Here is a 19,586-nt window from a genome sequence, read left to right on the forward strand (position 1 = left end):
AATTACATTTAAGTGTTTCGAGTTAGGCGTTCTGAACTGAATATTCTGAACTAGGCGTTTTGAAATCGGTATTTTGAGACTAACATTTCGAAATCCTTTTTTAAGGGTGACGCAATGATTGTTGCAAAGAGGATTATTGTTGAGAAGCGATAATCTTTTCAATGGCACTGCTTGTTGAGTATCCATCGACAAAATCGATTAGCTCGACGCGACCACCATTATTAATGACAGCGTCAGCGCCGGCGATCTCTTCTACACGATAGTCACTCCCCTTTACTAGAACATCAGGGAGTACCTCACGAATCAGCGCCTCAGGAGTATCCTCATCAAAGAGCGTTACCCAGGCGACAGAAGAGAGGGAGGCGAGTACTGTTGCTCGGCTCTTTTCATCCATGATAGGGCGAAGATCTCCTTTTAAGCGCTTCACAGATGCATCGGAATTGAGGGCAACAATAAGATGATGTCCCAGCTTACTCGCTTCTTCAAGATATTTAACGTGTCCACGATGCAGAAGGTCGAAGCAGCCATTGGTCATCACGATGGTCTCATTATTCATCTTAGCGCGTTTTACTTCATGAAGTAGCGCTTCTTTTGACAGAATGAGGTTATGTGGACGATCTGATTGACCAAGCTCATAGTCGAGCTCCTCTTGAGTAACATAGGAGGCACCCATCTTTCCAACCACAATAGATGCGGCAATATTGGCTATTTTACAAGCTTGGGGAAGCGGGGTTCCTTTTGCTAGTTGAGTTGCGATCATTGCAATAACGGTATCGCCGGCACCTGTAACATCAAAGACATCTTGCGCTTTTGCTGAGAATGTTACCGGCTCTTTGTCACGTTCAAAGAGGGTCATCCCTTTTTCGCTACGGGTGATCAATAACGCTTCAAGATCGAGTTCAATGCGAAGTTTTTCCGCCTTAGTAAAGAGCTCAGCTTCATCACGACACTTGCCAGCAACGATCTCAAATTCGCTAGTATTAGGGGTTAAGAGAGAAGCGCCTCGATATTTGGAGAAGTCATCTCCTTTGGGATCGATAATTACAAATTTCCCCTGGGCTCGTGCGTGCTGGATAAGCGCTTGAGGATCCGAGAGAAACCCTTTGTTGTAATCAGAGAGGACGATGAGATCATTTTCATCAATCGTTGTTTTGAGCGATTGGGTAATTTTGGCGGTAAGTGCCGGTGTAAGGTCTGGCGCCTCTTCAAAGTCGCAGCGAACAATATGTTGTTGACGACTGATAATACGAAGCTTCTTAATTGTTGGGAAGCTTGCTTCCGCTACAAATTGAGTTGTGATGTGGTGTTGGTGACAGAGCTCTTGCAGCTCCTTTGCATTACCATCGACACCGACTAACCCGGATAGGGTTACAGGGCACTCCATTTTACTGATATTAAGGGCCACGTTGGCCGCGCCGCCTAAACGGTTTTCAGTATGGTTGATATTGACGACAGGAACGGGAGACTCTGGTGATATTCGATTTGTAGAGCCGATCCAATAGCTGTCAATCATAATGTCGCCAAAAACAGCAATTTTACCAATGGAGTTTTTCATGTTGGCCTCAAGTAACAGGTGGTACAAAAGTATTGATCATTAATGTAGAGAGAAGAGCGTGCGGAAGTTTTGCGTTGTGATTTGTGCGACCTCATCGATGGAGATACCCTTTACCTCTGCGATCGTTTTCGCTACAAAGGGAACAAGCCCAGGATGGTTTGCCTTTCCGCGATAGGGGACGGGGGTGAGATAGGGGGAGTCAGTCTCAATGAGTATGCGATCAAGCGGTGCTTTTGCCACCACCTCCCGTAGCTCTTCTGCATTTCTAAAGGTGATAATGCCACTAAATGAGAGATAGAATCCAAGATCTAAACCTTTTTTAGCCATCTCCCAATCTTCTGTAAAGCAGTGAAAGATACCGCCGGCATCACGAGCCTCTTCATGGGTTAAGATATTGATAGTATCTTGGCGTGCATCGCGCGTATGTATAATAAGTGGCTTTTGAGTCTCTTTCGCAATATCGATTTGAGTAATGAAGGAGGCTTGTTGCTCTAGCTTATGCTCAACGGAGTAGTGGTAATCGAGCCCAGTTTCACCGATGGCAATCACCTTGGGATTTTCCAACATCGGTTTGAAGTTCTCCATGGAGGCAATAATTTTTGCCGGTACAGCACCAGGATGAATCCCTACGGAAAGGAAAATCTCCTCATAAGGGGCAACTAATTGCGCCATAGCATCCCAGCGTTCAAGATCAACGCTAACGCAGAGCATCTGGGTGACATGATTCTCTTTAATAGCGGCAATAAGCTTTTGAAAGTCATTATCATAAGCGGAGAGCTCCACCATGTCGAGATGACAGTGTGAATCGATAAAGTGGGTCGTATCTGCGATATTTAACATTGTTATCTTCTATTGATTTTATTGATTTTATTGATTCTATTAATCTAATGATTAGTTGATGATGGTACTGAAATCGATAAGGGTATTGAGTTTATTTAGCAAGCTCAAGTTTGAGATAGAGAGATTAACGTGTCGTCGCTGCATGCATTCTCAATAGTGCATTGATTCTTGTTTGGAGTAAGTTATGCTCTTTTTCAATCGCAACGCCAATTCCCTGATGATCCGTAATATGGTGAATAGATTTAGCGCTTTTTGGGGTGACAAAAGCTACTCGACCTTCTGTTTTGATAGGTGTCGGATCGCCATCGGGAAGGGTGATCTCTAAGATAATAAGATCATCGAGTTTAAATGGATAATCGGTATTAAAGAAGAAACCACCATTTTTTAAAAATGGAAGATAATATTGAGGAACTTGGCTAGCATGCGCAAATTTAGCTTCAATTTTTTTAGGATTACTCATATTTATTACGGATCTCTCTATCTGCGGTAATTTCGACCATATATCTATGTATCGCTATCTATTATCGCATGAAGTAGAAGGAGATTCGAGATTGAGATAGACAAAGAGATTCTTTTTTTGAAAATAGATGAAAATTTGTGGGAGAAGAGGTGGGAAAATCGATTTTGCGGTATGATAGACTCTTGCAGAATAAGTGATAGTTGATCAAGTTTGGGGTTGTCGTAGGTGCAGTGAAGCGATCTTGGTGAGATCAATCTTATGACCATTCTGGGGCTAAAGAATTTTAAGGAGATAGATGAGAGCATTAGAGATTTCCAACTTAACGGTGAGTTATAAGGCACATCCTGTTGTTCATCACTTAACGGCTCAATTTCCATTAGGGCAGAGTTGCGCTATTGTGGGACCTAATGGTGCAGGAAAGAGTACTTTATTGAAGGCAATTATGGGGCTCGTACCCTATTCGGAAGGGGTGATTACCCGTAGTGAAACATTGCGAGTCAGTTATCTATCTCAGATCTCCCATATTCGTCGTGATCTCCCTTTAACGCTCTTTGAATTAGTCAGTGCCGGAGCGCTCAACCAGGTTGGGCTCTTTCGACGGCTCTCTTCTGATATTCATCAGCGGGTCTTTGCTGCACTTGAGTTCGTTGGGCTTGAGAATTTTGGTGAACGTAGTATCGACTCTCTCTCCGGCGGGCAGTTTCAGAAAGCGCTCTTTGCGCGGATCGTTGTTGAAGGTGCAGATCTAATTCTTCTAGATGAACCATTCAATGCGATGGATGCGAGAACTACGCAGGAGCTTTGTTATCTTATACAGCGCTGGGAAGCTGAGGGAAAGACGGTAATTGCCGTTCTTCATGATCTTCATTTAGCGCGACAATACTTTAGTAATACGCTTCTTTTGGCGCGGGAAAAGATCGCTTTTGGTGCTAGCCGAGAGGTTTTAACGGAAGAGAATCTTCTTAAAGCGGAATCGGTCTCTCTTGGGTGGGAGAGTGATTCTTGGTGTGAGGCATAGCTAATGATCGATCTATTGAATCTCATTTTTATCGACCCCTTTGTTGATCTTCCATTTCTTCGAAGAGCACTTGCCGCATCATTGATGATCTCCGTCTCATCAGGTCTGGTGGGCGTCTTCCTCCTACTCAATAGAATGAGCTTGGTGGGAGATGCTCTCAGTCACGGTGTTTTGCCGGGGATTGCAATCGCTTTTCTCTTTTTTGGATTTAATATCTATGCTATGAGTATTGGCGGTGTTATAGCGGGAGTCTTGATAGCGATTATTGCCTCTATTATCTCTAACTACACTAATTTAAAAGAGGATGCGAGCTTCGCTGCGCTCTACCTGTTATCGTTAGCAATCGGTGTTGTTCTCATTATGGAGATTGGCTCACAAGCTGATTTGATGCACATTCTTTTTGGTTCTGTCTTAGCGGTAGATGCATCATCGCTCTATCTTGTATGGGGCGTGCTTTTGACGACGTTACTTCTACTCTCCATTATCTATCGGGCGCTTCTGCTCTATATTATTGACCCTCTCTATCTGAAGTTAAAGAGTGCCGGTGGACTCTTCTACTATGCGCTCTTTCTCTTTTTGGTTGTCCTCAATCTTGTCGCTTCATTTCAGGTCTTAGGAACATTGATGACGGTTGGTATGATGATGATTCCTGCCATCTCTGCGCGTTTATGGAGTAATCGTATGGAGGTGGTGCTTCTGATTGCTATCTCGCTAGGGGCTATCGGTGCATATTTAGGGTTAGTCGCTTCAGTTCACTATGATATTGCTTCGGGGCCGATGATTATTATTATTCTAGCCTTCTTCTACCTGATCTCCTTGCTGTTTGGAATTGAGGGGGGTATTTTAAGGCGTAAAGGGGGGCGACGTCATCGGAAGGCTTAGGATCGTTTGCTCAATTAGGGGTGATTTTGAAAGGGATTGATTTGAAAGCTTATTGAGAATTTTTGTTAGATGAATAGATCGTTTATAAGCTATTAATGGCTGTTAATGATTATTAATAAATTACAAATCATATTGCAAATCAAATTACAAGTCACATTACAAATTACTAGATAATTAGAATAAGGGATAGGTCATGATTACAGTAACTTACTTTGGGAATTTAAAAGATCTTTTACAGCTGACTGAAGAGCAGATCACTTGGACCGGTGGCGATACTGAAGCACTGTTGGCGCAGTTGCGCGAACGTGGGGATCTTTGGGCAAAAGCGTTAGCACCGGAGAATATCTTTCGAGTGGTTGTCAATGAGGAGATGACTTTTGCACCTACAGAGATCAGTTCGGGTGATCGTATTGCGCTTTTACCCCCGGTAACAGGAGGTTAATAATGACTATTTCAGTCACTGTTCAACGTGAAGCCTTTGATTTAGAGAGAGAGAGTGCTGCCTTGATCGCAGCATCAGGAGATGCCGGCGCATTGGTGCTTTTTCAGGGTATGGTGCGAGAATTTGATCAAACAACGCCGTTAGCGAAGATGGAGTTAGAACATTTTCCTGAAGTAACGGAGCGAGAGATTATCCGTATCATTGAGATCGCTCAGAGTCACTGGAATATAGCCGGATGCCGTGTTGTTCATCGAGTGGGGGAGCTTCTCTCTGATGATCCGATTGTTCTTCTAATAGTTACGGCAAAACATCGACTCGATGCATTTTTAGCAGCTGAATTTATTATGGATTATTTGAAAACAGAAGCACCATTTTGGAAGAAAGAGTATCTTGTCGATGGTCGATCTTATTGGGTGGAAGCAAAAAAGAGTGATCAAGAGATCTTATCCCGTTGGCAGGAGTTAGCGAAGTGGCGCAAAAAATCGTAGGCTTAATTCTTGCAGGGGGTGAAGGCCGGCGAATGGGCTACCAAAATAAAGGGCTCCTTTCATTACAAGGGCGTCGGTTAGTAGAACATGTTATTGATCGAATCGCGCCACAAGTTGATCAGCTCTATCTCTCTGCCAATCGAGATCTAGATCACTATCGAACATTGGGGTTGCCGATTATCTCTGATGATCCAAAGTGGCGAGGATTAGGACCTTTGGCAGGTATCGCCTCCCTACTTCCCCATTTAGAGGAGAATCAACGGGTACAGATTGTCAGTTGTGATGGTCCCTTTATCCCGATCGATTTAGTCTGTCGCTTGAGAGGTGGTTTATCAGAGTTGCAGAAAGATAATTTAGAGATTAAGGCGACTTATCCCGCAACAAGAGAGCGGGAACACTACCTCTATCTGCAAGCCTTAAAAGAGGATTTGCAAGTAGTTGAATCGCTGCTTGATGCAGGTGATTTAAGAATTCGAGCGTTGCTGAAACAGTTATCAGCAGCGCCTATCTATTTTGATGATGAGTCTGCGTTTGTCAATTGTAATCAACCGCAGGATCTAGAAGCGTTAGAGAGGAAGAATCATGAAGAATTATGATGTGGCATTAAGAGAGTTGTTAGCAGGTATGACATTAGAGCGAACAGCGCATCGCGTAACCCTTGCTCAAGCATATGGTTGTAAACTCGCTCAAGATGTTGTGGCAAATTATGATACGCCTCAATTTGATAATAGTGCGATGGATGGCTATGCACTTTGTGATTTTTCTGGTGGACGTAATGAGTTTAAGATTGTTGAGCGCATTATGGCGGGCGATGACGTTAACTTTTCGCTTCAGGAAGGAGAGGCTGCAAGGATCTTTACGGGAGCGAAGACGCCAGGGAATACGACTACTGTTGTCATGCAAGAGATTACAAAGGTAGAAGGTGATCAACTCTACCTCACAGAAGATTGCCCAAAGGGGCAAAATATTCGCTATTGTGGGGAGGAGATTAAGAAGGGCGATATCCTTTTTCATGCAGGACATGTTCTCGATCCTGCAGCAATTGCGTTATTGGCATCACAGGGAGTCTGGGAGATTGAAGTCTATCATGATCTTCGTGTTACGATCTTCTCAACGGGTAATGAGCTTAAAGAGCCATGGGAAGAGATCTCCGGCAGTGAGATTTATGATGCTAATCGCTATCAACTTCTCGCCTGGGTTTCATCGCTTGCTAAAGCTAAAGATGGTGGGATCTTAAAGGATCAATATGATGCGGTACTTACGGCGCTATCAGATGCTGCTAAAGAGAATGATCTGATTATCTTAAGTGGTGGCGCTTCTGTTGGGGAGGCAGATTTTGTTGCTAGAGCGATAACAGAACTTGGTGAATTGCACATGTGGAAGTTGGCGATCAAACCTGGCAAGCCTTTTGGTTGGGGGCGAATTGGTCAATGTCATATTATTATGTTGCCGGGGAATCCTGTGTCAGCATATGCCACCTTCTACCTGCTCGCGTATCCTGCTATTAAGGCATTGATGGGGCTCTCTCCACAATTGCCTCAACTTATGGCGACGATCAATTTTGGGAGTGATCGTATCCAGCCTCGCAGAGAGTTCCTTCGCGGAAATTATTATCAAGATGAGCGGGGCGAATATTTCGTTGATAATGTGGGGTTACAAGGCTCTGCCATGTTAAGTGGTCTGAGTTATGCAAATTGTTTAATTGAGATGAAGGAGAATCAGGCAACGGCAAAAGGTAGTCGTGTTAGAATCTATCCTTTGCCTAAAGAGGTCGCGAAAGCATAAAGGTTGAGATGAATAATATTGATAATATTGTCAAAAATGAGGTGAGAATTGCGCTCGACCAACTCCCATTTCCAATCGATGATGATGCTTGTGGGAAGTTAACACAATATTTGCAAGGTATGTTGTTGTGGAATAGAGCTTATAATTTAACTGCGATCACCGATCCTGAGGAGATGATTATTAAGCATCTTCTCGACTCATTAGTCTTGGTGCCGGAATTGCGTCAGCGTTTTCACTCTGCATCTTTAATCGATGTTGGAACAGGCGCTGGATTGCCAGGAATACCTCTCTCTATTGTGATGCCCGATTTTCAATTTACGCTACTAGATAGCGCAACGAAGCGGACACGCTTTATTCAACAGATGAAGATTGAGATCGGCCTTCCTAATGTGACTGTTATTACCTCTCGAGTTCAGGATTATCAACCGGAAACGAAGTTTGATGGTGTGCTATCGCGTGCATTTGCAAGTGGCAATGATATGGTGAAGTGGTCTCAGCATCTTCTTAAAGAGGGGGGCATGATGGTCGCTATGAAAGGAAAAGTGATCCATTCTGAATGGGAAGATGTTGTGGATTTTCCCACTCAGGAGGTTGTGGAGTTGAAGGTGCCGGGCTTAAATGAGGAGCGGCATCTGATACTTTTATCGAAATAGTTCTATCGAAATAGTTATTTGATATAATTTGACGATTAATTTGGAAAGGTAGGAATCTCCGTTGGCAACAATTATTGCAGTAGCGAATCAGAAAGGGGGGGTTGGTAAAACAACCACCGCAGTTAATCTTGCCTCAAGTTTAACAGAGAGCAAAATGAGGCCTAATGTGCTCTTAATCGATCTCGATCCTCAAGGGAATGCCACTACAGGTATTGGGGTCAATAAGAATGAATTAGAACATAGTGTTGTTGATCTTCTTTTAGGTGAGGCATCCATTGCCGATGTTATCTTAGATCTTGATAAAGCAGGTTTGCGTCTAATTGGTGCGAATGCTGATTTGACAGGAGCTGAGGTGATGTTGGCACAAGCTCAAAATGGCATCTATAAACTGAAAGAGATCTTAGCGCCGATCGGAAGTAATTTCGACTATATCGTCTTAGATTGTGCGCCTTCTCTCAATATGTTAACGCTCAATGCGCTCACTGCCGCAACAGATATCGTCATTCCAGTTCAGTGTGAATATTATGCCCTAGAAGGAATCTCAGCATTGATGGACACGATCTCCACGGTGAAAGAGGCGACGAACCCAGATCTCAATATTATGGGTGTATTAAGAACGATGTTTGATGGACGTAATACCCTTTCGGTTCAGGTTTCTGAAAACTTAGCGGCCCACTTTGGGGATAAGATGTTTGAAGCGATCGTTCCAAGAAATGTTCGCTTAGCGGAAGCGCCAGGATATGGTGTGCCGATTACCGTTTATGATGCGAAGTCTAAAGGGGCGATGGCTTATACGGAGCTTGCGCGTGAAGTGATTTCAAGAAGTAAGAAGAGGTAGCTGTGAAGAAACGAGGATTAGGTCGTGGCTTAGAGATGCTTTTAAGTCAAACGGGTGCAGAGATTGCAACGGATAGTGTAAAAGTGGAGCAGGAGGGGATCAGAGAGTTACCGATAGAGCGTTTAACGCCGGGTAAGTATCAGCCTCGACGTCACTTTGATCAGGAAGCATTAGAGACTTTAGCTGCCTCTATTAAAGCGCAAGGAATTATTCAGCCGATTGTTGTCCGTGAAGTGGAAGGGCAAAAAGAGGTGGAGATTCTTGCTGGGGAGAGAAGATGGCGGGCATCGCAATTAGCAGGATTGAAGAGTGTTCCGGTAATCTTCAAGCCGATGAGCGATCAGGAAGCATTAGCCGTTGCGCTTATTGAAAATATTCAAAGAGAGAATCTCAATCCTGTTGAAACAGCGATGGCGCTAAAGCGTCTTATCGATGAGTTTTCTTTAACGCATCAAGAGGCAGGGGAGGTGATTGGAAAGTCTCGCTCCTCGATTACCAACTCTTTGCGTCTATTAGAGTTAGAGGCTTCTGTCCAAGCGCTATTAGCTGAGCAGAAGTTAGATATGGGCCATGCGCGAGCTCTCTTAGCACTGCCTAAGAGTGAGCAAGGTAGGGTCGCATTGCAAGTGATTAAAGAGCAGTTGACCGTTCGGGCAACAGAGCAGTTAGTTAAGAAGCTTTTAGCCCCCGAATCGGAAGAAGCTGCGCCGACAAAGCGTTCTGAGAAAGATCGTGATGTCCTCAATTTAGAGCGATCTTTGAGTGAGTTTTTAGGTGCACAAACAGAGATCAAACAGAAAAATCGGGGAAGAGGGGAAGTTGTTATTCGTTACAACTCACTAGAAGAGCTAGATGGGATTTTAGGGAAAATTAAACAGTAGCTGTAATTGCCACGCTTGGCTGCTACAAAATCGCTACGAATAATTTGACCTAGCTCCTCTTGCCGACTATAATCTTGGCATGAATTTAAAGGCGATGATCTGATGATTCCTAAAATTGTGATTGCACAACTCGCTGTTTTAATCCTAACAGCTACACTAGCTTGGGTTTTATATGATGGTGTGACGGCGATATCCTTGTTTGCAGCGGGTATTTCAATGTTAATACCCAATCTTTTTATGGCGGCGAATATGTTTATGGTGCGATTCCATAAGGTTTTCTTCTGGATTGGCGTCTTTTTCAATAAAATTATCATCTTAATGCTCTTTTTAGTGAGCATTCTGCTGATCAAGGATCCGAATCTATTCGCGTTCCTAATTGGGATTATAGTCGTATCACAAGTTCCCCTTGGATATGTGTTAATATCTTCTATTAGAAGAGACAAAGTAATTGTATAGAGAGAACTATGGCTAGTGAATTAACAAATGCATCGTATATTGGACACCATCTCGTTAACCTTAACCAAAGAGGGACGCCGCAAGAAGCTCATGAGTTTGTTAACTTCGGTCTCATTAACCTCGATACCGTTTTTTGGTCAATCTTGTGTGGTATTATTGTTGTTCTATTTCTTTGGGCTGCGTCGCGCAAGGCAACATCTGGGGTACCAGGACGCTTCCAGGCTTTTGTTGAAATCTTAGTAGAGTTCGCAGAGAAACAATCGAGAACATTAGTCAACGGTCCTCAAGGCTTTATAGCTCCGTTAGGTTTAACTGTGTTCCTTTGGATTGTTGTGATGAACTCACTTGACTTCTTACCCATCGATCTTGCTCCTAAGATGATTGATGTGTTAGGTCTTTCAGACTCTCTCCCTTACCACAAAATTCTTCCAACTGCTGATGTTAGTGCTACCTTAGGTATGTCTATAGCAGTGCTTGCAGTTGTGATCTTCTACTCTATTAAAGCGAAAGGCATGGGCTTTGTAAAAGAGCTCTTCTGTGCTCCTTTCGGTATCTGGTTAGCGCCTGCTAACTTCGTGTTAAATCTCGTTGAGTTCATCTCTAAAGCTTTCTCATTAGGTATGCGACTTTTCGGTAACATGTTCGCAGGTGAGCTGATCTTCATGTTGATCGCTTTATTAGGGGCGACAGGAACATTATGGGGAATGGGTCTTCATGTATTTGCGGGAGCAGCATGGGCAATCTTCCATATCTTGATCGTTATTTTACAAGGATATATTTTCATGACATTGACACTTGTGTATCTTGGTCAAGCGCATGAATCTCATTAAAGAATCAATCGAAAGATTGTGTTTCATAATTATTTGTTAACGTTAGTATTATCTTATTTTAAGGAGTTATATTATGGGTTTAGTAGCAATCGCTTGTGGTATCATCGTAGGTCTTGGTGCGATCGGTGCAGCATTAGGTATCTCAATGTTAGGTTCTAAATATATCGAAGCATCTGCAAGACAACCAGAAATCATGGATTCACTTTTACCAAAAGTATTTATCCTTGTTGGTCTTATTGATGCGGCGTTCTTAATCGGTGTTGGTATTGCTGTATTCTTCGGTATGACTGTATTCGCAGGTGCGTAATTCCACTACACTTAAAGCTAAGTGGTAAAGACATTTGTTGTACAGGCATATAAAGGATAGGTAGTAAAATGAATATTAACGCAACCTTGATTGCCCAATTTATCGTCTTTTTCATTTTGGTTTTGGTGGTTATGAAGTTTATCTGGCCACCTTTAATCAAAGCGATTGAAGAGAGACGTGCAAAAATTGCTGAAGGTTTAGCAGCTGCAGAAGAGAGTGTTGCAGCACAAGCTACGGCTGAAGCTGAAGTAGATGGTCTTCTTAAGCAAGCTCATCTCGAAGCGGCAACCCTAGTGAGTAAAGCACAAGCTCAAGCGGATAGCTTAATTGCACAGTCTAAAGAAGAGAGCAAGGTAGTTGGGCAAAGAGAGATTGATGCGGCACACGCTAAAATCGAAGCAGAGTTGAGTCAAGTGAAAGAGAGCTTGAGACAACAGGTAGTTGCTTTGAGTATTATGGGTGCAAGCAAAATCATAGAAAAAGAAGTTGATGAGACGACTCATGCTAAGATGTTAGAAGAGTTGGCAAAACAACTGTAATCGCCTGCTCTTCACTATTGAAGAGCATTTTGATAACTAATAAACGATGTAAGAGTAATATGTCAGAATTAGCAACAGTAGCAAGACCTTACGCTGAAGCCGTATTTATGATTGCGAAGGAAAATCCGCAAAGTGCAGATAACTGGTTGGATTTCCTCAGCTCATTAAAGCTATTAATGGGAACAGAGGCGACTCGTGAAGTGATGGGCTTACCAGAATTAGGTTTCGAAAAGAAAAAAGCATTCTTAGGTGAGTTATCAGCTAAGATTTTAGAGCGAGAGCTTACTAAAGAAGAGAATGATTTCTTACTAACCATTAGTGAAAATAAGCGTTTTGGGATTTTGCCTTCTGTTTATGACGAGTACAGAGCGCGTTTATTAGCGGAAAGAAACATTCTTGAGGCTGAAGTGCAGAGCGCATATCCCTTAACGGATGGGCAGAAAGAGATGTTTGTTAAAGCTCTTCAAAAGCGTTTTAATAAAGAGATCGAATTAACAGAAACCATTTCGCCTTCCTTGTTAGGTGGTGCTATTTTAAAAATAGATGATTTAGTCATTGATGGTTCGATTTTAGGTCGTTTAGACGGCATGATCCGATCAATGAATTAAGTTTAATGAATATAAGAGGAAGATTTAAAAGATGCAATTAAATCCATCTGAGATCAGTGATCTCATTAAATCCAAGATTGAAGAATTTGAGCTCAAGCCCGAAGAGAGTACTGAAGGTACAGTAGTAAGTTTAACTGATGGGATTGCTCGCGTTCACGGAATCAATTCTGTGATGCAAGGTGAAATGGTTGAATTACCACATGGCGTTCGTGGTCTTGCACTGAACCTTGAGAGAGATTCAGTGGGTGTTGTACTCTTAGGTGATTATGAAAAGATCACTGAAGGGGACAAAGTTAAGTGTACAGGCCGTATCCTTGAAGCTCCTATTGGTCCAGAACTTCTTGGCCGTGTTGTTGACGCACTGGGAAATCCTATTGACGGAAAGGGTGAGCTTGGTACTAAATTGACTGCGCCTATTGAGCAGATCGCGCCTGGCGTTATCGATCGTCAATCTGTTGATCAGCCAATGCAAACAGGTTACATCGCAATTGACTCAATGGTTCCAATCGGTCGTGGTCAGCGTGAATTGATTATCGGTGACCGTCAAACAGGTAAAACAGCTATTGCAATTGATACTATTATCAACCAAAAAAATAGTGGTGTGAAATGTATCTATGTTGCAATCGGTCAGAAAAACTCTACGATCGCAAATATTGTATCTAAATTAGAAGAGCATGGCGCAATGGATCACACGATCGTTGTTGCAGCGAGTGCTTCTGAGTCAGCGGCGCTTCAATACCTCTCAGCGTACACCGGTTGTACAATGGGTGAATATTTCCGTGATCGTGGTGAAGATGCATTAATCATCTATGATGACTTATCAAAACAAGCGGTTGCATATCGTCAAATCTCCCTCCTTCTTCGTCGTCCACCAGGTCGTGAAGCTTATCCTGGGGATGTTTTCTATCTTCACTCACGTCTTCTTGAGCGTGCTGCACGCGTTAACGCTGATTATGTTGAGAAGTTCACAAATGGTGAAGTAAAAGGTAAAACAGGTTCATTAACTGCATTACCAATCATTGAGACACAAGGTGGGGACGTATCTGCGTTCGTACCAACTAACGTTATCTCAATCACAGATGGTCAGATCTTCCTTGAAACAGACCTCTTTAACTCTGGTGTTCGTCCAGCAATGAATGCGGGTATCTCTGTATCTCGTGTTGGTGGTGCGGCACAAACGAAGTTAATCAGTAAGCTTGGTGGTGGTGTACGTCTTGCACTTGCTCAATATCGTGAGCTCGCAGCGTTCTCCCAGTTTGCTTCAGATCTTGATGAAGTAACACGTAGACAGTTAGCACGTGGTGTTCGTGTTATGGAATTGATGAAGCAGGCGCAATATCGTCCTTACACAATTGCTGAGATGGCTCTTATCCTCTATGCGATTGAGTACAAATATGTTGATGATTTGCCAGTTGAAGAAGTTCGTCCATTTGCACAAGGTCTTATTGCATCAGCGAATGCAACAGACCAAGAGCTCTTAAAAGACATCAACAGCAAAGGTGCTTATAACCAAGATGTGTTAGATGCACTTGATAAAGTTGTTAGTCAGTATAAGAAAGGTGGAAGCTGGAAAGTAGCTTAATAAGCTGCTTTTCAGTTCATAACACATAGCAATTAGGTAGGAATTTCATGGCTGTTGGAAAAGAAATACGTAGTAAGATTAAAAGTATTAGTAATACTCAGAAGATTACTAGTGCGATGGAGATGGTTGCAGCGAGTAAGATGCGGGCTACGCAACTTCGACGCAATCGATCTCTACCTTATGCGCAACAGGTTATTAAGCTCGCTGCGCATTTGGCTGAGGCAACACCTGAAGAATTCAAACATGAATACTTAATTCCACGAGAAGTGAAACGCGTGGGAATGATTGTTGTCAGCTCCGACCGTGGATTAGCAGGTGGGTTAAATAACAACCTATTTAAGCTAGTTGTCACGAAGATGAAAGAGTGGCAGGAAGCGGGTATTGAGATTGAAGTTGCCACGATCGGTAATAAAGCAAATGCTTTCTTTAGTCGATTTGGGCATGATCTTGTTGCGACTGTGAATAATTTAGGTGATGCACCTGCGTCGAAAGATCTGATTGGTATTACAACTGCAATGCTAGATCTTTTCCAAGAAGGAAAAATTGATGAACTCCATGTTTTTGCTAACGAGTTTGTGAATACAATGACGCAAAAGCCAATCGGTATTCAAGTCCTTCCTGTTATTCCAGGAACGCTTCAGAGACAGATAGGCATTGAGAGTTTAGCGGAAGATTCAAATCTTGCGTGGGACTATGTTTATGACTCTGAGCCTGTAGAGCTAATGAATACTGTATTAGATCGTTATATTGAAAGTGTGATCTTTCAAGCAGTCGTTGAAAACGTTGCCTGTGAAATGGCAGCTCGTATGATTGCGATGAAGGCCGCAAGCGATAACGCAAGCGATTTAATAGATGAGTTGCAATTGGTTTATAACAAAGCTCGTCAAGCAGCAATTACTCAGGAAATTACTGAGATTGTTAGTGGTGCAGCAGCAATCAATTAATACGACGTTAACAAAAATTTGGGTTAATAGAGGTTTAGATAGAGTATGTCAGGAAAAATTGTACAGGTAATTGGTGCAGTTGTTGACGTGGAATTCCCACGCGATGCTGTTCCAAGTATATATAGTGCACTTAATGTTGTAGGGTCAAAAGATGATCTCGTACTTGAAGTACAGCAACAATTAGGTGATGGCGTTGTAAGAACGATCGCAATGGGTAGTTCAGATGGGCTTAAGCGTGGTGTTGAAGTTGTAGATACTAAGCAGCCAATCTCAGTACCAGTGGGTGAAGGTACGCTAGGTCGTATCATGGATGTTTTAGGACGTCCAGTAGACTATGCAGGTCCTGTTGAAGCTAAAGAGCATTGGGCAATTCATAGAAAAGCACCAAGCTACGAAGATCAAGCAGGTTCTACAGAAGTTCTCGAAACAGGTATTAAGGTTATCGACTTACTCTGTCCTTTCGCAAAAGGTGGTAAAGTTGGTCTCTTCGGTGGTGCGGGTGTTGGTAAAACCGTAAACATGATGGAGTTGATCAATAACATCGCTAAAGCACACGAAGGTCTTTCGGTGTTTGCGGGAGTTGGTGAGCGTACTCGTGAAGGGAACGACTTCTACTACGAGATGAAAGACTCTAACGTATTAGATAAAGTTGCGATGGTTTATGGTCAGATGAATGAGCCACCTGGAAACCGTCTGCGTGTTGCACTCTCAGGCTTGACAATGGCTGAGTACTTCCGTGATGAAGGTCGTGATGTTCTTCTCTTTATCGATAATATCTATCGTTATACACTTGCGGGTACAGAGGTTTCTGCACTTTTAGGTCGTATGCCATCTGCAGTAGGTTATCAGCCGACACTTGCAGAAGAGATGGGTGTTCTCCAAGAGCGTATCACTTCTACGAAAAAAGGTTCGATCACATCAGTACAAGCAGTATATGTTCCTGCGGATGACTTAACTGACCCATCACCAGCGACAACGTTTGCTCACTTAGATGCGACAATTGTTCTTTCACGTGATATCGCTTCATTAGGTATCTATCCTGCTGTTGACCCACTTGATTCAACATCACGTCAGCTTGATCCATTAGTCATTGGTCAAGAGCATTATGATGTTGCTCGTGGCGTACAGATGATCCTTCAGCGTTATCAAGAACTTAAAGATATTATCGCAATTCTTGGTATGGATGAGCTTTCAGAAGAAGATAAATTGACTGTTGCTCGTGCTCGTAAGATCCAACGTTTCTTATCACAGCCATTCCATGTAGCAGAAGTATTTACTGGTGCACCGGGTAAATATGTATCACTTCAAGACACTATTGCAAGCTTCAAGGCGATTCTTGCAGGTGAAGGTGACCATATTCCTGAGCAGATGTTCTACATGACCGGTAACTTTAACGAAGTTCTTGATCGTTACGCGAAAGAGAAGAATAAGTAAATAAGGGGATAATATGAAAACTATCAAAGTCACTATTGTAAGTGCTGAAAAAGAGCTATACTCTGGCACTGCAACATTCTTTGCAGTTACAGCAATTACTGGTGAGATAGGCGTTTATCCTGGTCATGTTCCAACTTTAGCACACCTCAAGCCAGGACAAGTTCGCTTAGAGCTCGAGAATGGTACAAAAGAGGTCTTCTGGATTTCAGGTGGTATTCTTGAGGTACAACCGACAGAAGTGATTGTTTTAGCAGATAGTGCTGAGCGTGCTGCAGATCTTGATCAAGCCGCGGTTGAAAAAGCGAGAGCTGAAGCTAAGGCTGTACTTGACTCAGGTAAGCCTGAGCTCGATATTGAGAAGGCGTTAATTGAGTTAACATTAGCAAAATCTCAATTAGATGCAGTAAATAGATTGAAAAGTCTTTAGAGATCTATAATATCGATGATATTAAGTAGTTAAGAAATATTAAAGTAAAACCCACATTCTGATGTGGGTTTTTTATTGGCCCTTATTTAGAGTGGTATTAGAGTTGGTATTAGAGCGGTATCGATATCTTGTGATACTTTGGACGTAAAGGGTCTTGATAGGGTGGTACCAACTCTAATCAAACAATGAACTCATGAGAGCTGTCTTATTATTTCTTCCGCTCTATATCTCTTCTTGTATTTTTTATTATATTTATCACAATATTTATCATTGTATTTAAATTATGTTTTTTTATTATGCCTGTTATATATTATCGTTACGCTTATATCTTGTGATTGTTACTATTGTGTAGAGGGTCGGTTATTGGCGATCATTAATTACGTTGCGGTAAATTACGTTATAATAATGACGTGGAAGAGAGGCTTAATAGAACGCTTTGATAGAGAAAGGCGATATTGATGCTAACTGTTGAGCTGCTGAGCTGTTTGGGTGTTGTCATTTTGACTTTTTTAATAATGGGATGAGAGTATGGAATTTGAATTGCCTTTAATTAATCGTGAAAAATCTATTCTCGCTTTCCAAGAGCGAGTCTTAAAGCAGGCAGAAAATCCCCACATTCCACTATTGGAGCGACTCAATTTTATGACGATCGTCTCCTCTAACCTTGATGAATTTTTTGAGGTGCGTTTTGCAAATATTAAGGAGCGCATCTTTGCCGGAGAGACTCTGATTGATGGGGAGCCTGTTGATGTTTGGCAGAAAGCGATCTATCAGCGTGTAACAGCATTAGTTAAAGCGCAATATAAACTTCTCGACCAGGAGATTTTGCCGCTCTTAAAATCTGAGGCGAATATAGAATTTATCCATCGACGAGATTGGACTGATGCTGATAAAGCGCAATTATTGAGTTATTTTAATGAGTCAATTAATCCGCTTTTAACACCGATAGCGCTCGATATTGCCCATCCGTTTCCCCATATCTACAACAAGTCGCTCAACTATATTATTGAGTTGAAGGGGAAAGATATCTACGGGCGAGAGGTTGATACGGCGATGCTCTCGATCCCGAAGAATTTGCCGGCATTGATCCGCTTACCGAGCAATGATCCATCACATGTCCGTTTTACCACTGTTAGTGAAATTATTCGTGATCAATTGAAAGTGATTTTTGATGGCTTTGTGGTAAAAGCGGCTTATCAATTTAGAGTGACGCGCAATAGCCATCTTTTTATCGATAAAGAGGAACTTACAAATTTACATCAGGCATTAAAAGGAGAGCTCCACCAACGAAATTTTGGGCATGCGGTGCGCCTTGAAATTAGTGCTCAGATGCCGAAAAAGTTGGTGGAGTTTTTAGCAAAAGAGTTTGAGTTGCCGACAACAGAGATCTATCCGATCGCGAACTTTATCGATCTTTGTCGCTTTCGAGAGCTGAGTCACTTTGTAAAAGATAAAGATGAGCTCTTCTATCCAGAGTTCTATCCAAAATATGCGGAGAAGTGGGTCGATACTGATGATATCTTTTCCATTATTAAGGGAAAAGATCAACTTTTTCACCATCCGTTTGATAGCTTTGCCCCCACGGTAAGGTTACTCGAAGTTGCCGCGAATGATCCTCAGGTACAGATGATCCGGATGACGATCTATCGTACCGGTAACGACTCACAATTGATGAAGCATCTGATAACTGCCGCAAAAAATGGTAAAGAGGTTAATGTTGTCTGTGAGTTGATGGCACGTTTTGATGAAGAGACCAATCTTACTTGGGCTGCGATTCTTGAAGAGGCGGGTGTTAAGGTTGTCTATGGAATCTTTGGTTATAAAACACATGCGAAGATGTTATTGATTGTTCGCAATGAGCCAACTGAAGAAAATCCCGACCATCTTGAATATTATACCCATCTGAGTACCGGCAATTATCATACGGGAACAGCAAGACTCTATACTGATTTTGCGATTATGACGGGGAATCGCGAGATCGCACAAGATGTGACCAATATCTTTGTGAATTTGGGCAGCTTAGGGCGCCCTCCACAATTAAAGAGGCTATGGCAAGCGCCTTTTAATCTCTATGATAATTTAATAGCCCATATCAATTTTGAAATTGAGGAAGCTAAAGCGGGAAGACCAGCATCGATTATGGCACGTATGAATGCGCTCTTAGAGGAGGGCATTGTTGAAAAGCTCTATGAAGCATCTAATGCCGGCGTAATTATCAATCTTTTAGTTCGTGGCGCTTGCTCTTTGAGACCTGGCTTAAAAGGCTTTTCGGAGAATATTCGGGTCTATTCAGTTGTTGGGCGTTTCTTAGAGCACTCTCGCGTCTTCTATTTCTATCGAGCAGGAGAGGAGCGGGTCTATATCTCGAGCGCCGATTGGATGCATCGTAATTTCTTTCGTCGTATTGAGGTGGCAGTTCCGATAGAGCATCCCTCTATTAAGCGCCATCTTATCAATGAAGGATTGCTCGCTTACTTTGCTGATTATACGGCATGGATTCTCGATGGTAAGAGTGGTGAATACTCTCAGGAACCATTTACAATGGAGGAGAGAGGCGCTATGCTTTCAGCACAAGAAAAGTTATTAATATCCCGACAGTAGACATTCGGAAGTAGAT

22 protein-coding genes are annotated in these 19,586 nt (G+C 42.5%); 19 read left to right on the forward strand and 3 right to left on the reverse strand.

The features are described 5' to 3' along the window. Nucleotides 1–133: 133 nt before the first annotated feature. From hldE to AC0SAP_RS05685, 3 genes are all read right to left on the reverse strand, one after another. A complete protein-coding gene (gene hldE / locus AC0SAP_RS05675) occupies nt 134–1,555 on the reverse strand; it encodes a bifunctional D-glycero-beta-D-manno-heptose-7-phosphate kinase/D-glycero-beta-D-manno-heptose 1-phosphate adenylyltransferase HldE (RefSeq protein WP_473383341.1) in 1,422 nt (473 codons plus the stop codon). A 39-nt stretch (nt 1,556–1,594) separates the two neighbouring features. Continuing rightward, nucleotides 1,595–2,395 carry a TatD family hydrolase gene (locus tag AC0SAP_RS05680; protein WP_473383342.1) on the reverse strand — a complete coding sequence of 267 codons (801 nt, stop codon included), beginning with the start codon at nt 2,393–2,395 and terminating at the stop codon, nt 1,595–1,597. 124 nt (nt 2,396–2,519) lie between these two features. Continuing rightward, entirely contained in the window at nt 2,520–2,855 is a 336-nt protein-coding gene (locus AC0SAP_RS05685) for a PilZ domain-containing protein (protein ID WP_094567598.1), read from the reverse strand. Between the two features lie 295 nt (nt 2,856–3,150). On the opposite strand from AC0SAP_RS05685, the gene AC0SAP_RS05690 reads away from it, so the two are divergent. The 19 genes from AC0SAP_RS05690 (at nt 3,151) to ppk1 (ending at nt 19,570) form a co-directional block, all read left to right on the forward strand. Further along, nucleotides 3,151–3,873, forward strand: coding sequence for a metal ABC transporter ATP-binding protein (locus tag AC0SAP_RS05690; RefSeq protein ID WP_094567597.1), 723 nt, complete (start codon nt 3,151–3,153; stop codon nt 3,871–3,873). 3 nt (nt 3,874–3,876) lie between these two features. Continuing rightward, a complete protein-coding gene (locus AC0SAP_RS05695; protein WP_473383344.1) occupies nt 3,877–4,755 on the forward strand; it encodes a metal ABC transporter permease in 879 nt (292 codons plus the stop codon). 193 nt (nt 4,756–4,948) lie between these two features. Continuing rightward, nucleotides 4,949–5,197 (forward strand): MoaD/ThiS family protein, encoded by a 249-nt coding sequence (locus AC0SAP_RS05700; protein ID WP_473383346.1) that lies wholly within the window; start codon nt 4,949–4,951, stop codon nt 5,195–5,197. Between the two features lie 2 nt (nt 5,198–5,199). Further along, the gene (locus AC0SAP_RS05705; RefSeq protein WP_473383348.1) at nt 5,200–5,685 is read left to right on the forward strand and encodes a molybdenum cofactor biosynthesis protein MoaE; all 486 of its coding nucleotides are present in this window, start codon (nt 5,200–5,202) and stop codon (nt 5,683–5,685) included. Beyond that, nucleotides 5,667–6,281, forward strand: a complete 615-nt coding sequence (mobA, locus tag AC0SAP_RS05710; RefSeq protein WP_286481529.1) for a molybdenum cofactor guanylyltransferase — start codon at nt 5,667–5,669, stop codon at nt 6,279–6,281. The genes AC0SAP_RS05705 and mobA overlap by 19 nt, the downstream gene beginning before the upstream one ends. Beyond that, nucleotides 6,268–7,470 (forward strand): molybdopterin molybdotransferase MoeA, encoded by a 1,203-nt coding sequence (locus AC0SAP_RS05715; RefSeq protein WP_473383350.1) that lies wholly within the window; start codon nt 6,268–6,270, stop codon nt 7,468–7,470. Before mobA ends, AC0SAP_RS05715 begins: the two co-directional genes overlap by 14 nt. 8 nt (nt 7,471–7,478) lie before the next feature. Beyond that, complete coding sequence (gene rsmG, locus AC0SAP_RS05720) at nt 7,479–8,123, forward strand: 16S rRNA (guanine(527)-N(7))-methyltransferase RsmG (RefSeq protein ID WP_473383352.1); 645 nt, start codon at nt 7,479–7,481, stop codon at nt 8,121–8,123. Nucleotides 8,124–8,184: 61 nt separating this feature from the next. Beyond that, nucleotides 8,185–8,961 carry a ParA family protein gene (locus AC0SAP_RS05725; protein ID WP_094567591.1) on the forward strand — a complete coding sequence of 259 codons (777 nt, stop codon included), beginning with the start codon at nt 8,185–8,187 and terminating at the stop codon, nt 8,959–8,961. Between the two features lie 35 nt (nt 8,962–8,996). Then, nucleotides 8,997–9,842, forward strand: a complete 846-nt coding sequence (locus AC0SAP_RS05730; RefSeq protein WP_353623199.1) for a ParB/RepB/Spo0J family partition protein — start codon at nt 8,997–8,999, stop codon at nt 9,840–9,842. A gap of 102 nt (nt 9,843–9,944) precedes the next feature. After that, the gene (locus AC0SAP_RS05735) at nt 9,945–10,298 is read left to right on the forward strand and encodes an ATP synthase subunit I (protein ID WP_094567590.1); all 354 of its coding nucleotides are present in this window, start codon (nt 9,945–9,947) and stop codon (nt 10,296–10,298) included. Nucleotides 10,299–10,306: 8 nt separating this feature from the next. Further along, complete coding sequence (gene atpB, locus AC0SAP_RS05740; RefSeq protein ID WP_109201638.1) at nt 10,307–11,128, forward strand: F0F1 ATP synthase subunit A; 822 nt, start codon at nt 10,307–10,309, stop codon at nt 11,126–11,128. Nucleotides 11,129–11,201: 73 nt separating this feature from the next. Further along, nucleotides 11,202–11,435, forward strand: a complete 234-nt coding sequence (gene atpE, locus AC0SAP_RS05745; protein WP_094567588.1) for a F0F1 ATP synthase subunit C — start codon at nt 11,202–11,204, stop codon at nt 11,433–11,435. Nucleotides 11,436–11,503: 68 nt separating this feature from the next. After that, complete coding sequence (locus tag AC0SAP_RS05750; RefSeq protein ID WP_094567587.1) at nt 11,504–11,974, forward strand: F0F1 ATP synthase subunit B; 471 nt, start codon at nt 11,504–11,506, stop codon at nt 11,972–11,974. A gap of 59 nt (nt 11,975–12,033) precedes the next feature. Further along, nucleotides 12,034–12,582, forward strand: coding sequence for a F0F1 ATP synthase subunit delta (locus AC0SAP_RS05755; RefSeq protein ID WP_094567586.1), 549 nt, complete (start codon nt 12,034–12,036; stop codon nt 12,580–12,582). A gap of 31 nt (nt 12,583–12,613) precedes the next feature. Then, entirely contained in the window at nt 12,614–14,164 is a 1,551-nt protein-coding gene (atpA, locus tag AC0SAP_RS05760; protein ID WP_473383354.1) for a F0F1 ATP synthase subunit alpha, read from the forward strand. Between the two features lie 47 nt (nt 14,165–14,211). Further along, nucleotides 14,212–15,108 (forward strand): F0F1 ATP synthase subunit gamma, encoded by an 897-nt coding sequence (atpG, locus tag AC0SAP_RS05765; RefSeq protein WP_286481524.1) that lies wholly within the window; start codon nt 14,212–14,214, stop codon nt 15,106–15,108. Nucleotides 15,109–15,153: 45 nt separating this feature from the next. Further along, nucleotides 15,154–16,542 carry a F0F1 ATP synthase subunit beta gene (gene atpD / locus AC0SAP_RS05770; protein WP_094567583.1) on the forward strand — a complete coding sequence of 463 codons (1,389 nt, stop codon included), beginning with the start codon at nt 15,154–15,156 and terminating at the stop codon, nt 16,540–16,542. A 13-nt stretch (nt 16,543–16,555) separates the two neighbouring features. Continuing rightward, nucleotides 16,556–16,969 (forward strand): F0F1 ATP synthase subunit epsilon, encoded by a 414-nt coding sequence (locus AC0SAP_RS05775; RefSeq protein WP_109236516.1) that lies wholly within the window; start codon nt 16,556–16,558, stop codon nt 16,967–16,969. Nucleotides 16,970–17,497: 528 nt separating this feature from the next. Next, nucleotides 17,498–19,570, forward strand: coding sequence for a polyphosphate kinase 1 (ppk1, locus tag AC0SAP_RS05780; RefSeq protein ID WP_109236517.1), 2,073 nt, complete (start codon nt 17,498–17,500; stop codon nt 19,568–19,570). The last annotated feature ends 16 nt before the right edge of the window (nt 19,571–19,586 follow it).

The organism is Ignatzschineria sp. PL_is040, from assembly GCF_055813795.1.

Coding starts and splice junctions, on each gene's coding strand:
- hldE (WP_473383341.1), bottom strand. CDS start 1,555: ATGAAAAACTCCATTGGTAAAATTGCTGTTTTTGGCGACATTATGATT.
- AC0SAP_RS05680 (WP_473383342.1), bottom strand. CDS start 2,395: ATGTTAAATATCGCAGATACGACCCACTTTATCGATTCACACTGTCAT.
- AC0SAP_RS05685 (WP_094567598.1), bottom strand. CDS start 2,855: ATGAGTAATCCTAAAAAAATTGAAGCTAAATTTGCGCATGCTAGCCAA.
- AC0SAP_RS05690 (WP_094567597.1), top strand. CDS start 3,151: ATGAGAGCATTAGAGATTTCCAACTTAACGGTGAGTTATAAGGCACAT.
- AC0SAP_RS05695 (WP_473383344.1), top strand. CDS start 3,877: ATGATCGATCTATTGAATCTCATTTTTATCGACCCCTTTGTTGATCTT.
- AC0SAP_RS05700 (WP_473383346.1), top strand. CDS start 4,949: ATGATTACAGTAACTTACTTTGGGAATTTAAAAGATCTTTTACAGCTG.
- AC0SAP_RS05705 (WP_473383348.1), top strand. CDS start 5,200: ATGACTATTTCAGTCACTGTTCAACGTGAAGCCTTTGATTTAGAGAGA.
- AC0SAP_RS05715 (WP_473383350.1), top strand. CDS start 6,268: ATGAAGAATTATGATGTGGCATTAAGAGAGTTGTTAGCAGGTATGACA.
- rsmG (WP_473383352.1), top strand. CDS start 7,479: ATGAATAATATTGATAATATTGTCAAAAATGAGGTGAGAATTGCGCTC.
- AC0SAP_RS05730 (WP_353623199.1), top strand. CDS start 8,997: ATGCTTTTAAGTCAAACGGGTGCAGAGATTGCAACGGATAGTGTAAAA.
- AC0SAP_RS05735 (WP_094567590.1), top strand. CDS start 9,945: ATGATTCCTAAAATTGTGATTGCACAACTCGCTGTTTTAATCCTAACA.
- atpB (WP_109201638.1), top strand. CDS start 10,307: ATGGCTAGTGAATTAACAAATGCATCGTATATTGGACACCATCTCGTT.
- atpE (WP_094567588.1), top strand. CDS start 11,202: ATGGGTTTAGTAGCAATCGCTTGTGGTATCATCGTAGGTCTTGGTGCG.
- AC0SAP_RS05750 (WP_094567587.1), top strand. CDS start 11,504: ATGAATATTAACGCAACCTTGATTGCCCAATTTATCGTCTTTTTCATT.
- AC0SAP_RS05755 (WP_094567586.1), top strand. CDS start 12,034: ATGTCAGAATTAGCAACAGTAGCAAGACCTTACGCTGAAGCCGTATTT.
- atpA (WP_473383354.1), top strand. CDS start 12,614: ATGCAATTAAATCCATCTGAGATCAGTGATCTCATTAAATCCAAGATT.
- atpG (WP_286481524.1), top strand. CDS start 14,212: ATGGCTGTTGGAAAAGAAATACGTAGTAAGATTAAAAGTATTAGTAAT.
- atpD (WP_094567583.1), top strand. CDS start 15,154: ATGTCAGGAAAAATTGTACAGGTAATTGGTGCAGTTGTTGACGTGGAA.
- AC0SAP_RS05775 (WP_109236516.1), top strand. CDS start 16,556: ATGAAAACTATCAAAGTCACTATTGTAAGTGCTGAAAAAGAGCTATAC.
- ppk1 (WP_109236517.1), top strand. CDS start 17,498: ATGGAATTTGAATTGCCTTTAATTAATCGTGAAAAATCTATTCTCGCT.